Raw genomic sequence first — 12198 nt, forward strand, 5'->3', positions numbered from 1 at the left:
GAGGTGACTTTAATGAACTATTCACAAGTTGAGCAATTTATTAGAGAGAATGCAGAAGATGACGATTTTACGGGTGGAATTAGCATTGATAAAATTAATGCTATAGAGGAAAAACTAAACGTTAAATTACCCAACAGTTATAAATGGTTTCTTAAGAAATATGGTTCTGGTGGAGTTTATGGAGTGAATATACTAGGTCATGGTAAAGCTACGGCGAGAGTGGTTACAGTGACTGAAGAATACAAGAAATACTATGATTTAATTGATGGAATTGTGGTTATCGAATATATAGATGAATTTTCTTATTGTCTTGATACAAACAGAATGGATGATGATGGAGAATGTCCGGTTATCCTTTGGGACAATCAAGAGGGTTACGGTCGAACTGTGGCCCGTAACTTTTTAGAGTTTTTAATGGAGGATCTTGAGGAATCTAAAGAAAACTGGGAAGAAGATGAAGACTGGGACGATTAAGTCAGAAGGATTGCAATATAGAACCCTCATTATATGAGAGGCTCTTTTGCACTTCAATAAATGCTTCTAGTTTCGCTTTCGTATCAATTTCAGAACAATCTTGAGTGCCACATGATAGCTTCTGGATGATCCATAACCACCTACTAAGAATTGAAATTTTTGATTCCAGTCAAAGAGAAATTCTTTAAAATGGGGATTTACTTGTTTAATCACTGTTATCACCTTTGTTCACAATGGTGATCTCAAAAGGATTATCTTCTTCTGTAAGTTCTTCAATCTCTAATTTTTTCTTATTGATATTTAAACGCATATGCTCCAATTTAAGGCGTCGTTCGTCTTCGAATGAGCTAACTCATCAAACTGTTTTATTAGGTTCCTGAGCTCTGCCATTGCCCTAGATTGAGCATTCAAGAACGTAGCATGACGATCCCAAGAAAATTGGAATTCGTATTCTTCCTCTTCGACTTCGTTTGTCTCAGATATGACAGACTTTTTCTTTTTCAGTTCCTTAATCATTTCTTCCTTATCAGAAACAACATGATTTTTTGCGCCCTTAATATTGAGCATATTGGATCTGTATCTGATCCCATATCATATCGACAGGTGAGCGCTCCTGAATCTCATCCATGATGGATAGCGTTTCTTCTGGCAAGAACTTTGAGAAGAATCCATGAGTCACAGCATTTTGTTTGATTTCTCAGTGGAGCGGCACCACCTTTATTTCCTAACGCATTTTTATTACCAAACGGTGCTCTTCCTCCCTTGTTTCCTTTTGCATTTTTGTTCCCTTTAGGTGCGCCTCGACGCAAAAGAGCGCTCCCTTTCGGTTTAGGAGCGCTCCCTTTTATTTTTTCTTCCCATTTATCGTTTGCTTTCCATTTGCGAATAGTGCTGCTTGTAATGCCTAATTCCTCAGCAATGTCTTTTAACTTCTTGCTCCCGCCGCTCTCTTCCCACAAACGAAAAGCTTCATCTCTGCGTGGATCACGTGGTCTTGGCATTACATCTCACCCACCTCCGGATCTCATGTTTGAGTTTGTGTTTGTTTTAATAGCTTTTGCTGATGTGTCCGCTATTGCACCTTTAGACAAAATATTCATTTCTTCTTTTTTAGACTTAAATCTATGTCGAAAGTTATTGTTTATCATACCTTATACTATCTCCCCTAAAGGAGGTGGAAATATGGGATTCTTCGGTGGATACTCTAACGGAAATACTGGTTATTCAAATGGATATGGTAACTCCTTCGCTTTGATCGTGGTGCTATTCATTTTGTTAATCATTGTTGGTGCTGCATTCCTTTATTAGTCTTGAGGCACTTCAATCCAAAGCGGCCTTTTTGAATTCACCTCCCTGTACGGCAAAACGCCATAAGAAGTTTTTATGGCGTTTTGCCATTTGATTGCCGAATCATGCTGACAAGGTTTCTATATGGTGAATATTCTCTCTAAACCGCCACCGCACTCAAGCCGTTAACCGCCAATTGTCTATCCTGAGATTTACCGGAAGCAGTTTACAGAGAATATAAAAAGCACCCCGTAGGATGCTAAATCTTATTTTTTAACATTTTGTCTAAAAAACTTCCTTGAAAATAATTTAAGTTTGCAGAGTAGTATCTGAAACTTGATACCGCAATAAACAATATTACAAGTTGTATAATTAACATAGCAATTACCATCGGCGGGTAAGAAAAACAGCCATACTTATACAGTGTTGCTATCACTGTAAACAAAACGGCTAAAAAATGACTTACGAATACAGTACCCAAGGCATGAATTGTTGATAGCAGGTACCTATACCTTTCAACGATATAGTTTCTTTTATCTTCTTTAATCTTTAATAAATTTTCATGCCATAAAACCTCAAAATAAAAATAATCGTTCTTATTGTTATCTTTCCAATTGTCAGGTTTGGGAAAATTCTCAACCTGCTTAATTGCATTATCAAAAATCCGATTTTTATTAAATATCCAATTCGCTACAAAGTATAAATGATGAATTATATAACCCACTACCACGCCAAATATACTCAGAGAAATGAAAACCCCTATTAATTTTCCAAGCTCAGAAAACTTTAAATGAGCTGATATATAGTCAGCTTCAGTAAGTGCAAAATAGGCTCCTATCCAGAAAATTAACATCCATCCTGGTATGCCCCACCTTATTAAATACTTTGTTTCAAAACTCATATAATCTCCTCCCACCTTATTATCGGTGAAAGAAAAGGACAAAGGAATAATTTGCAGAATTTGTCGAAATTTTTGCTACGAATCTTAATTTCCTTGATCACAGAACTGCTTTCTCTTTTGAACATTTTGTTCATAGTTTTATTAGTGATAAAAAGCGACCCCTACATTTGGGTCGCTCTTCTCGTTTTATTACCTATTACCGACATACGGAATACAAAATGGCGTGCCATTATCATGCCATAATTGCGCATAATTATTTTAATTAGAGAGTTTTATAAAATCGTTTATTAATTGATCAGTTGTTAATATTGTGGCAAACTCATCGTGCAATGTAGCTATAGATACATTATGAATAGTATTCGCATCATAATATGTACCATTTTGGTCTTTAATACCGAAGGCTGCTGTTGCATCTGAAATTAGGTATGTATCAAATCCTAAATTACCACTCATCCTTGTGGTTGTTGATACACAATGAGGCGTAGTTAAACCAGTTATTACTACAGTTGTTATTTCATTTAATTTTAAGAACTCTTCTAAATTAGTACCAATAAAGATACTATTTACTTTCTTGGTTATTATTACTTCTTCATCCATAGGTTTAACTATTTCCTTTATAGCAAACCCTTCATTCTTTGGATGAAATAAAGAATGAGGTTTATCAGAAGTGTGTTGTATGTATATTACTGTCCATCCTTTTTCTCTCCACAATTTTAGTATTTCACTAATGTTTTCTTCCGCCTTTAAGTTATTTCGTTCACCCCATTTTTTATCATCGAAGGCTTTTTGTACATCCACAATTATTAAAGCTTTTTTCTTTTCTTCCATAAGTTAACCTCCTAAAGAATCACTTATTTTTATTACTACATTTTAAATACAAATTTTACTTTTGTACAATGGCTTAACGATGAATTCCAAATAAGCGCCCCCCTAAAACATTTGAATATATTTTCTACAGCGAATAATAAAAGCACTCTAATAAGGAGTGCTGAAATTAAAGACTATTGATTTAGAAGCCATTTGATACGCTCAACTGAAAATATATAGTGGAGTATTATAAGACATAAAAAGATGATACTAACAGTTTTTAAATTACTAAAATAAAGCGCTGCAACAGCCATTATAAAGATCATAAATTCAATAACTAATCTTGTTACCCCGTTTACAGCTATTACAGTTTGTCCATTTCGACTAGGATCATTAGACACTGCAAACACTGACCAGATAATCATAACTACAATCGGTAAAACCAAAGTTACAACATACTTAAGATAACCATTAAAGTTAAAATGGGTCCATGCAAACACACCTATGGAGATTAGTGCAACGATTTCAAGAGCGAATCTTAAAAGTAAGTTAGTTTGATTCAAATTATACAGCTCCTATTCCTTTACAACGCTAAACCGGCTCAAGAATTAAGAGTATTAATCATAGTCAAAATAGCAGAACCAACACTATAAAGTGATTTAATAGTATCGGTATCTCCTTTGAATTTACTTATCTTATCCATGATCTTTCTATATTTGCTTACAGCTTCTTCCTGATTGGCACTTTTCAATACCTCTAACATTTCTACAATTAGAGTGAAAATTTCATCTTGTTTCTCATTGCTAGTTCTCATAAGCAACGATATTTCATGCAGTATAGCTGTATTCCTTTCGATACCAGATAGTAGTTGAAGAGTTTGTTCACGGTACTCTTTCTCATCTTTCTCTCTTTATTTAATGGCTTGCTCTTTTTGTTGCCGCTCTGAAGCTATCTGCTCATTAATTTTCTTAATATGACTCAAGTCAGTTGGAGGATAATTCAATTTAGGTAATTCTAAATTGATCTTAGGTATCTTTAAGTCTCCTACCAAGTTTTTGCTCCATCCATTTTCATTTCCCATTTAATCACCTCTTTTTAATTATCGGTTAAAGCAAGTAACTAAGGAACTATTTGCAAAATTTGTCGACAAAAAAACACCCTACAGGATGCTTTATTATTTTCTGCTCTTTATGTAATCTTCTTTACTGACACCTAAAAGCTCCGCAGAATGCTCATCTGCAGATTGTTCTAAATGATGCATTTGGTATTTAACGAATTCTTCTTCAGTAAATACCTTTTTATCGATGAGAATATCAATTAGAGCTTCTATTGTGCATTGACGGTTTACCGATCTACCTGCCAATTGTTCTAACAAATGTTGCTGATTAACATTAATTATTCTAGTCATGTTTTCACCTCCTACCTTAATATCGGCCATAGATTATGACAAAGAACATTTTACAAAATTTGTCGAACGATTGAACATAAAAAAGACACCTAATAAGGTGCCCCATGAAAAAATTATTGATTTATACTATCTCCAATCATACTTTCCAATTCTTTTTCAATCTCTTCTTGAGTCATGTCTTCAACTGGTTTATATTCTCCGTTGGCATTATAATCAGCTGGGTTATCAGAAACCCCATTCTCTGGTACATACTCTGCATCATCATTGTAATCATTTGGATTTGAAGAAGGTGTTTTTGGATCACTCTCTAATTCTTCTTCAGTATAAATTGAGCTATCAGATTCACCACTATCTGTATCTAATTCATCAGATGTATCGTCCGTTAAATCATCTGTTGATGAATCGACAGAGTTTACCGATGTATCGTCAGTCGAATCTTCTGAAGAACATGCACCAATTACCGCCACAATGCCAACTAATATAAATAACAAACAAATCTTTTTCATTTGTCTCCTCCCCCACCTTTATTATCGGTGAACAAAGGGACGCTTTGCAGAATTTGTCGAATGATTTATTATCCTTTTACTATATGGTTTAGGTGGCACAATAATAATTCTGCTGCGCCGACCTGCCTCCCATTTTAAACCACAGATTTTTTCAGATTCAACAAACGCTCAAAGTGGCAATCTTGGCATAATTGGCTGATCAATTCGTCTTTCATTTTGCGTACAGTTTCCCTTGAAATGCCAAGGTGAAGACCTATTGCGCGGTTGCTCATACCCTCCATCATGCAATCATAAATGACTTTATGTTGCTCTCATTTGATCTTTTCTGCCCCCAACTCAACTGCATATACTCGTTTCTCATAGTACTTAAGACGTTTGAAAAGACGTTCCTCTCGCATATCCATTTGCCTCAATTCAGCCTGACTCTTCCCAGGACTCCCTTTTGGCATAGCAGCTTCTAATCCATATTGAGCAACACCCCAATTTTTCATTGGAATTACCGAACCATAGAGTACCTTCTGCAAACGATGAACCTCTTTCACCATCCAGTGATAGCTATTGATTAGATTTTCAATTTCTTTTCGATTCATGAAACGTCCTCCTTTTTAAACAAATAAAACGGACACCAAACCAACAGCGTAAATAATACTGTAAGTTCAGTGTCCGCAGGCTTTCCTTCTTGGACAATATTACCTCTCAACGCTCATGCTGTGCCCTCATTTCGGGGTGCAGGCATTCGGGAGGATTCTATATTTTAATCTAAGTTCACAAAATATTAACAAAAAATACCTTGGATATTTTTGTATCTCATGTAATAATACACTTGTATTAAAAACAAAGGGAGTGTTTAAAATGAAATTGAAAAAAGTTTTAACTGGTACTGCATTGTCACTTACTTTGCTTGTTTCTGCCGCTCCTGCCTTTGCCGCAAGTCCTACTGATACTCATTCTGAAGAAAGTCAATCAAAAGAAGTTTCTGCATTAGGTACCCTAGTTGTTCGTGGACTTCCTTCTGATCCAGACCCAGGACAAACAATCACTATAAACGGAACAACATATTATTTAGACAGTGTTACTTTTTATCCTGATGGATCTTATATCGCCTACTATTCAAGTTAACTATGAGGAGGTTTATAGCCTCCTCTTTCTTATAGTTCTACTGCTTGTTTGTCAGTTATTATTTCATCTGGCATGACTTGACGTACATTTGAAGTTCAACTTGTTAATGGTATCCATTATGAAACTTCCTTTCAATTGCTTACCTGACTTTGTAACCTATCTCATGATCAACCCTTGCAAAGCTGCCCTTTACAATTTGGATCACCGTTTTACCGTGCTCCGGAGCATCTAAGACATGGGCAGTACCTTGATTCCCATCTAAAACAATGATCTGAACTTTCCCTGGGTCAATCTTCTGTTGAATAGTAAAGTCTTTTTTGATGTTTATTTCTCTTGGATTGCACACTCAAAGCGCCCCCTGTGTTATGATAGAAGTACCAGTTCATATCAAGAACACTGAGGCTAAGCGCTTCAGTGTTTTTTATTTTTAGGCAGAAACCTCTCTTATCATGACTTCCACCCTCGGCTCTCCACTATAAAACTTGCTAACTTTCAGGTCCACTACTTGGCTATCATCTTTATATATCAAATGGTTCAGAGCGTCTTTTACACCCTTTACATAGTTATCAACGTCGGGCTTTGTCGTCGGCCTCAGAAGACCTTTTTCGGCTTTTTCTTTCTTCTTTCATGAGTTTGAAACTGATTTGGGCATAGGTCTATACACTTTGACATCCATTGAGACAGGACCAGTAATAATTGTTTCTGGTCGATGCTGAGACGCAACCAATGCTACATACTGCTTAAAGTACTTTGATTTCGCTGGATCTCGCATATGCACCTTCCCATTTCGTATTGATCCAAGCGGCCGCCCCTGTGCGACTGGCTCATCATAAACAGTGAACTTAATGTAATCCAACTGCTCTTTCCATAGCTGAATTTCTTTTTCTATTCTCGGTGCGGAGAGTAAAATTGCCAGCAGAGACACGACTGCTTTAAGCACTCAGCATCCGCTCCATTTGCTTTATTTGTTCCTCAAGTAAACGGATAGTTGGCGTAAGATCTTTACCTTCTGTAGGACTTAGAGGGTCCGAATATATAAAGTCCATCAGCTGCTTTTACATTCGTTTTCTCTTTCATTCCCAATCACCTAACCTATGATTTAATTGCATTCGATCACCTTTAATAATCACTATGTAATCACGACACATCTGGTGAATTCGTGAACCAAGAGCCTCGTCTATATCTAAAATCTCATCGACTGTTAACTCCGAAGAAATCAGCAAAGGCTTATGATTCAAGTATCAATAATTAATGACCGACTGGATTTGTTCAACCTGCCAATCGGTTGCCCTTGGATGACCGTTTATTGGTTTGAATAAGTCATCAATGAATAGTAATTCGACCTTTCTCATGACATCGAGTTTCGCTTCTAAGTTATCAAAGTTAGCTTTCAAATCACCCATGCCCTCTACGTAAGGGAAATACATGCAGTGTACTGATTTTTTCTTGATCAGATTATTCATAATCGCCGTGAGCAAATGAGTTTTGCCGCTGCCAGGCTGTCCAAGTAATGCAATACTGTTTTGCCTTTCTCCTTTGATCTTTTGGAAATCTTTATAGTATTCCACTGCACACTCATAAGCGTCCTTGATCATGTCTGGCTTACGGCCCGTGATGAAGTTACCAAATAGAAGCTTTTCAAACTCTTCTGTAATGCCACTAGCTGCCATGAGTCTGGCAATTTCCTTTCGTCTTACACATTCACACTGTTTTGAATAAGTATCTTTCCATTCACTAGCTTTGTCCGGCGTGCAAACCTTCCCCAAAAGAAAATCATCTTCCGATACCATATCTTCTGGAACCATAAGATCTAACTGATCATCTAAATGCCAAGGAGTATCTTTATGGACCCGATAAACGACAATTCCACGATCCTTACAATAAGGACAATCAAAATCAGCCTTTTCTTCGGATGCGGCCTGTCTGTTCCCAAAAAGCGGGCTGACTTTTCCCGAAGTTCCTGCATAATCGTTTGAAATGCGGTGTCTATACTGACTGCTTTGTTTATAGCCATATTGTTTCTCCTTTCTCTTTTGAGTGAATGGATTTGATAAGATGGCTTGAACATATGACAAACTTGCTGATTTCCCCTTTAGCTGAAACGCTGTCTTGATAGCCTCCATCACTTTCTCTTCACCATAATCGTCGACCATGTAGCCGATTCGCTGTGCCTCAATCGGCCCGACTGACCGAGCAACTTTGTTTTCATATAGCTCAAAGGCATTTTTCATTTTGTCATCGATCTCCTGTGTTCAATCTCAGCTGCAATATAATCACTGACGATGCAAAAAAAGTATTAAACGATCCTGAAACATTCCTTGCAGCTAAGACGGTGAAGTAACTGATGAAATTTCACAGGCTGCTTTGGAGATTATAACGGAGCAATTAAAGGAAAGACGGAAATCAGATAAATAAACGCAGTTAGTTTATTATTATTTATTTCTGTTTATTATGTTTAATTCTGTTTACTAATAAGATTTAGATTCTCATTTATATCTCAATCATATCCTCATTTATAAAGTGACTTTTGAATCCCATAAAAACCCTTACGTGACAAGGGTTTTTGTTGTTTTCTCATTTATATTTTCATTTATGTTTCTTTTATATTTTATATATAAAAATCATTACATAAGGAGCGTCTATTGGTGCAGAGAATTGTTGAGTTTGTTTTAAGTTTAATTGGAAGCTACTAGGTATAGTAGTCGCCATCATAGCCTTAATTATCGCCTATTCAGATGCACTTTTAAATGCGTTTATTCATTTAGATTTATCAAGTGAACTTATAGATGTTTCATGGGGGATCTGTTTTCTTTTCAAGTGTTGCTTTTCTTGCTTCATTTGCTGTTGGAGTAAAACCTAAGCTAAGCGGTACATTACTCATTATATCTGGTTTAGGTGGATTATTTTGTATTTCGTTACTCTACTTAATACCAGCAATACTTATGATCATTCCTGGAATCATGGTGTTTGTAAGGAAAGAAAAAACTGCTACTAAAGCAATTTAGAGCAGAGTATAACACAAAAGAACCGCGACTGGCGGTTCTTTTAGTGTATATTCCTATTTTAAATAAACTGCTTCATTATTATTGGACAGCACCATAATCAAAATCAATATCTTTCTTGTCTAAATCCCCCTTAAAATTTTTAGCATAGGTCATGGTTAAATGTACGCTTTTATCTATCCACCAAGTTCCATCATCTGTATTCGTATCCCAAGTAACATCTATATCTCTGTCAAAATTCTCAAAAAACACCAAATCCCCAACAGCTACTGTTTTTCCGTTGATCTTGTAATATATTAAAACAATTTTCTTATCGAATATACCTGTCCCGTGCTTTACGATTGTTAAACTGTAAGGCTTATTAGGACATTGCTGTTCAAGTATAACTTTAGGATTTAAAAATAAAACATAACAAATGAATAGAATTGGTACAATCATTAACCTTTTTAAGAATTTTTTATTGATATTTACCCCCTCCAACAGCATACTGATAGCGGTATAAAAAAACGTGATCCGTAAAATGCATTACTGGAACTTTCTTTGATTTTTAAATTTATTTTCTTATGCAGCTATCGCTATCCGTTAGTTTAATTAGAATTCAGATAATCCAAGACACGGTCAACTCTTTCATTGACTGAGTGATCGCCTTCAATCTTTAGCACTGGACAAGATAAATCTTCCATCCAATGTTCATGCAAAGCTTTACTTCTAACTTCCATTCCAGCATTATCATATAAAGAAGCCCACTCTAAAAATGCTTTTGATTGTTCATATTTACTGCCACCGGCTAACACTTCATTTCCATAACGCTGAAATTCCCTATGCCTTAATCTCTCAAGCCGTATTTCTTGTGGAATCCATAAGAAGACGACAAGGTCAAAATAACTTTTTAGATTATCGCCCCAGCCACACACTGCACCAGAAAGAATCCATTTCTCATTTATTGTTAAGTCTTTTTCAAGCAACTTTCTTCTTTCAGGAATTTCTCTTTTTTTAGTGAATTTATCTAACCAATAGTAATTATCAGTATCAAGATGCGTATGAGGCAAACGCTTTGATAATGCAACACCCAATGTTGAAGTCCCAACACCAGAAGCTCCCAATATGTGAATATTTTTTTTCATACTTCCCCCTCCTTATTAATCAACCAAACTCCCTGTTTGTTGCATAAGGTACTTACTATTATTTTGACATAAATCCCTAAAGACCTTTACTTTTCGAGGGAAATCCAGATGCGTGTTAAAATCATCATACTTACGAAAACAGCCATTATTAAACGGATTCATATTCCATCTCCTTAGACGCATTTTCCTATGAAAAAAGTCTTGCTTTCCCTATAATATTTAAACGAATCCAATTTTTAGATTGTCGTCTTTAAGGAGGTTTTTTATCTTGAGGTATACAAACAGTCCTTTAGAGGATTGGATTGAAAACTTATACAGAAAGATTGATATTACAGAACCTGAACAAATTAATTTTGAACGGATTGCCGAGTCATTAGATATCAGGCTTTCATTTAAACCTGTTACAAGCTTCGCACTTAAACACAGCGCAATTTATACCATATGCTTGGACAGCCGAAAAAGCCGAGTTGAACAATGGTATGATTTTGCTCATGAATTTTGCCATATATATAGACATGAAGGTGATAAAAAAACAAGCCTGCAACTTGGACTGATTATTTGGAGTGGCAGTCGAATTATTTTACATATCACTTTTGCATTCCAACTTTCATGTTGCGTAATATTAATCTTTCGTACATACAATCACATGCAATTGAAAATGTAGCTTGGCTATTTAAGGTATCCCCTTCATTTGCGAAGAAACGTTTGAACATTTATTATAGGAAGCGGACTCAACATTTATTTAGTCAAACTGTTACGGGAAATTTATGCACCCCCCCTTTGTAATTAATAATGAGATCCTCATGCATTTGCGCGCACTAAAAAAAACAAAAAAAGACGTCTCCCTTCATGATCCGATCGGGCAGGATAAAGAAGGGAATGAAATAAGCCTGATCGATGTCCTGAAATCAGAAAATAAAGACGTGATTGATACGATCCAGCTCAATATGGAGCTTGAAAAAGTGAAGCAATACATTGACATTTTAGATGACCGTGAGAAAGAAGTGATTGTCGGGCGGTTTGGGCTTGATTTAAAGAAGGAAAAAACGCAGCGTGAGATTGCCAAAGAACTCGGTATTTCGCGCAGCTATGTATCACGGATTGAGAAACGGGCGCTGATGAAGATGTTCCATGAGTTCTACCGGGCGGAAAAGGAAAAGCGGAAGAAAGCGAAGGGGAAATAATGCAGAAGAAGCCGGATCTAATATTCCGGCTTTCTCTCATTCATTTACATGCTTCTTTTAAAACTTTCGAAACTAACGGAGACAGAATATACGATAGAGGCATGAAAATATTTCCAGTCAACCGCTTGTCTCACTATCTTAACTCGTCAGCACTGATAAGCTCAATTATCATTTCCGAGAAAGACGGTCAGCATCTTAGCAGATGACTTGACTTATAAGTCCTTTACTTTCATCCAAACTCGCCAGAAAATCCCTCAACGCATTCTTCAGCACATCCTTAGAGACCTCGAGCTGGCTGTCGATGCTCGATCCCTTGATCGCTTGTTCCTCGGTCGATACCTTTTCACATACAAATTTCCATCACCCTGGATCGTATTCCTACAAAT

General features: G+C 36.3%; 13 protein-coding genes and 10 pseudogenes. 7 read left to right on the forward strand and 16 right to left on the reverse strand.

Translation table 11 applies throughout. The features are described 5' to 3' along the window. Window positions 1-12: 12 nt before the first annotated feature. On the forward strand, window positions 13-474 hold the full coding sequence (locus NYE43_RS13075) for an SMI1/KNR4 family protein (protein ID WP_024122217.1): 462 nt from the start codon (window positions 13-15) through the stop codon (window positions 472-474). A 72-nt stretch (window positions 475-546) separates the two neighbouring features. On the opposite strand, the pseudogene NYE43_RS13080 reads toward NYE43_RS13075, so the two are convergent. Together NYE43_RS13080 and terS are read right to left on the reverse strand one after the other, a co-directional pair. After that, a pseudogene (locus tag NYE43_RS13080) lies at window positions 547-687 on the reverse strand (phage terminase large subunit); the annotation flags it as partial. Then, a pseudogene (gene terS / locus NYE43_RS13085) lies at window positions 680-1475 on the reverse strand (phage terminase small subunit). The pseudogenes NYE43_RS13080 and terS, both read right to left, overlap by 8 nt. A gap of 181 nt (window positions 1476-1656) precedes the next feature. Here terS and NYE43_RS13090 point away from each other — a divergent pair. Beyond that, window positions 1657-1782 carry a YjcZ family sporulation protein gene (locus tag NYE43_RS13090; protein ID WP_024122219.1) on the forward strand — a complete coding sequence of 42 codons (126 nt, stop codon included), beginning with the start codon at window positions 1657-1659 and terminating at the stop codon, window positions 1780-1782. 238 nt (window positions 1783-2020) lie between these two features. Here the strand turns inward: NYE43_RS13090 and NYE43_RS13095 are convergent, their stop codons facing one another. From NYE43_RS13095 to NYE43_RS13125, 7 genes and pseudogenes are all read right to left on the reverse strand, one after another. After that, a complete protein-coding gene (locus NYE43_RS13095) occupies window positions 2021-2662 on the reverse strand; it encodes a hypothetical protein (protein WP_024122220.1) in 642 nt (213 codons plus the stop codon). Between the two features lie 258 nt (window positions 2663-2920). After that, a complete protein-coding gene (locus NYE43_RS13100) occupies window positions 2921-3490 on the reverse strand; it encodes a cysteine hydrolase family protein (RefSeq protein WP_326365761.1) in 570 nt (189 codons plus the stop codon). Window positions 3491-3663: 173 nt separating this feature from the next. Continuing rightward, window positions 3664-4041 carry a YrdB family protein gene (locus NYE43_RS13105; RefSeq protein WP_038954242.1) on the reverse strand — a complete coding sequence of 126 codons (378 nt, stop codon included), beginning with the start codon at window positions 4039-4041 and terminating at the stop codon, window positions 3664-3666. A gap of 338 nt (window positions 4042-4379) precedes the next feature. Next, on the reverse strand, window positions 4380-4550 hold the full coding sequence (locus NYE43_RS13110; RefSeq protein WP_181000342.1) for a hypothetical protein: 171 nt from the start codon (window positions 4548-4550) through the stop codon (window positions 4380-4382). A 93-nt stretch (window positions 4551-4643) separates the two neighbouring features. Further along, the gene (locus tag NYE43_RS13115) at window positions 4644-4877 is read right to left on the reverse strand and encodes a hypothetical protein (RefSeq protein ID WP_341062111.1); all 234 of its coding nucleotides are present in this window, start codon (window positions 4875-4877) and stop codon (window positions 4644-4646) included. A 113-nt stretch (window positions 4878-4990) separates the two neighbouring features. Continuing rightward, on the reverse strand, window positions 4991-5383 hold the full coding sequence (locus NYE43_RS13120; protein WP_103672590.1) for a hypothetical protein: 393 nt from the start codon (window positions 5381-5383) through the stop codon (window positions 4991-4993). A 134-nt stretch (window positions 5384-5517) separates the two neighbouring features. Further along, window positions 5518-5973: pseudogene (locus NYE43_RS13125) on the reverse strand (sigma-70 family RNA polymerase sigma factor). A 262-nt stretch (window positions 5974-6235) separates the two neighbouring features. On the opposite strand from NYE43_RS13125, the gene NYE43_RS13130 reads away from it, so the two are divergent. After that, window positions 6236-6502 carry a hypothetical protein gene (locus tag NYE43_RS13130; protein ID WP_024122226.1) on the forward strand — a complete coding sequence of 89 codons (267 nt, stop codon included), beginning with the start codon at window positions 6236-6238 and terminating at the stop codon, window positions 6500-6502. 139 nt (window positions 6503-6641) lie between these two features. Here NYE43_RS13130 and NYE43_RS13135 read toward each other — a convergent pair whose 3' ends face one another. The 5 genes and pseudogenes from NYE43_RS13135 to NYE43_RS13155 form a co-directional block, all read right to left on the reverse strand. Further along, the gene (locus NYE43_RS13135; RefSeq protein ID WP_103672589.1) at window positions 6642-6848 is read right to left on the reverse strand and encodes an XtrA/YqaO family protein; all 207 of its coding nucleotides are present in this window, start codon (window positions 6846-6848) and stop codon (window positions 6642-6644) included. A gap of 81 nt (window positions 6849-6929) precedes the next feature. Continuing rightward, a pseudogene (locus tag NYE43_RS13140) lies at window positions 6930-7358 on the reverse strand (RusA family crossover junction endodeoxyribonuclease). A gap of 76 nt (window positions 7359-7434) precedes the next feature. Continuing rightward, window positions 7435-7585, reverse strand: a pseudogene (locus NYE43_RS13145) (hypothetical protein). Beyond that, a pseudogene (locus NYE43_RS13150) lies at window positions 7576-8367 on the reverse strand (ATP-binding protein). The pseudogenes NYE43_RS13145 and NYE43_RS13150 overlap by 10 nt, the downstream one beginning before the upstream one ends. A gap of 31 nt (window positions 8368-8398) precedes the next feature. Then, a pseudogene (locus tag NYE43_RS13155) lies at window positions 8399-8751 on the reverse strand (DnaD domain-containing protein); the annotation flags it as partial. Between the two features lie 20 nt (window positions 8752-8771). On the opposite strand from NYE43_RS13155, the pseudogene NYE43_RS13160 reads away from it, so the two are divergent. Both NYE43_RS13160 and NYE43_RS13165 read left to right on the forward strand, forming a co-directional pair. After that, a pseudogene (locus NYE43_RS13160) lies at window positions 8772-8917 on the forward strand (transcriptional regulator); the annotation flags it as partial. A gap of 371 nt (window positions 8918-9288) precedes the next feature. Next, window positions 9289-9507, forward strand: a complete 219-nt coding sequence (locus tag NYE43_RS13165) for a hypothetical protein (RefSeq protein WP_260627350.1) — start codon at window positions 9289-9291, stop codon at window positions 9505-9507. 78 nt (window positions 9508-9585) lie between these two features. Here the strand turns inward: NYE43_RS13165 and NYE43_RS13170 are convergent, their stop codons facing one another. Together NYE43_RS13170 and NYE43_RS13175 are read right to left on the reverse strand one after the other, a co-directional pair. Continuing rightward, window positions 9586-9984, reverse strand: coding sequence for a hypothetical protein (locus tag NYE43_RS13170; protein WP_341062112.1), 399 nt, complete (start codon window positions 9982-9984; stop codon window positions 9586-9588). A 107-nt stretch (window positions 9985-10091) separates the two neighbouring features. Further along, a complete protein-coding gene (locus tag NYE43_RS13175; RefSeq protein WP_106020147.1) occupies window positions 10092-10628 on the reverse strand; it encodes an ATP-binding protein in 537 nt (178 codons plus the stop codon). A gap of 268 nt (window positions 10629-10896) precedes the next feature. Here NYE43_RS13175 and NYE43_RS13180 point away from each other — a divergent pair. Together NYE43_RS13180 and NYE43_RS13185 are read left to right on the forward strand one after the other, a co-directional pair. Further along, a pseudogene (locus NYE43_RS13180) lies at window positions 10897-11414 on the forward strand (ImmA/IrrE family metallo-endopeptidase). Next, window positions 11414-11812, forward strand: a pseudogene (locus tag NYE43_RS13185) (sigma-70 family RNA polymerase sigma factor); the annotation flags it as partial. The pseudogenes NYE43_RS13180 and NYE43_RS13185, both read left to right, overlap by 1 nt. Window positions 11813-12198: the final 386 nt, after the last annotated feature.

The sequence above is a fragment of the Bacillus sp. FSL R5-0434 genome, assembly GCF_038004745.1.
Taxonomy (GTDB): domain Bacteria; phylum Bacillota; class Bacilli; order Bacillales; family Bacillaceae; genus Bacillus; species Bacillus halotolerans.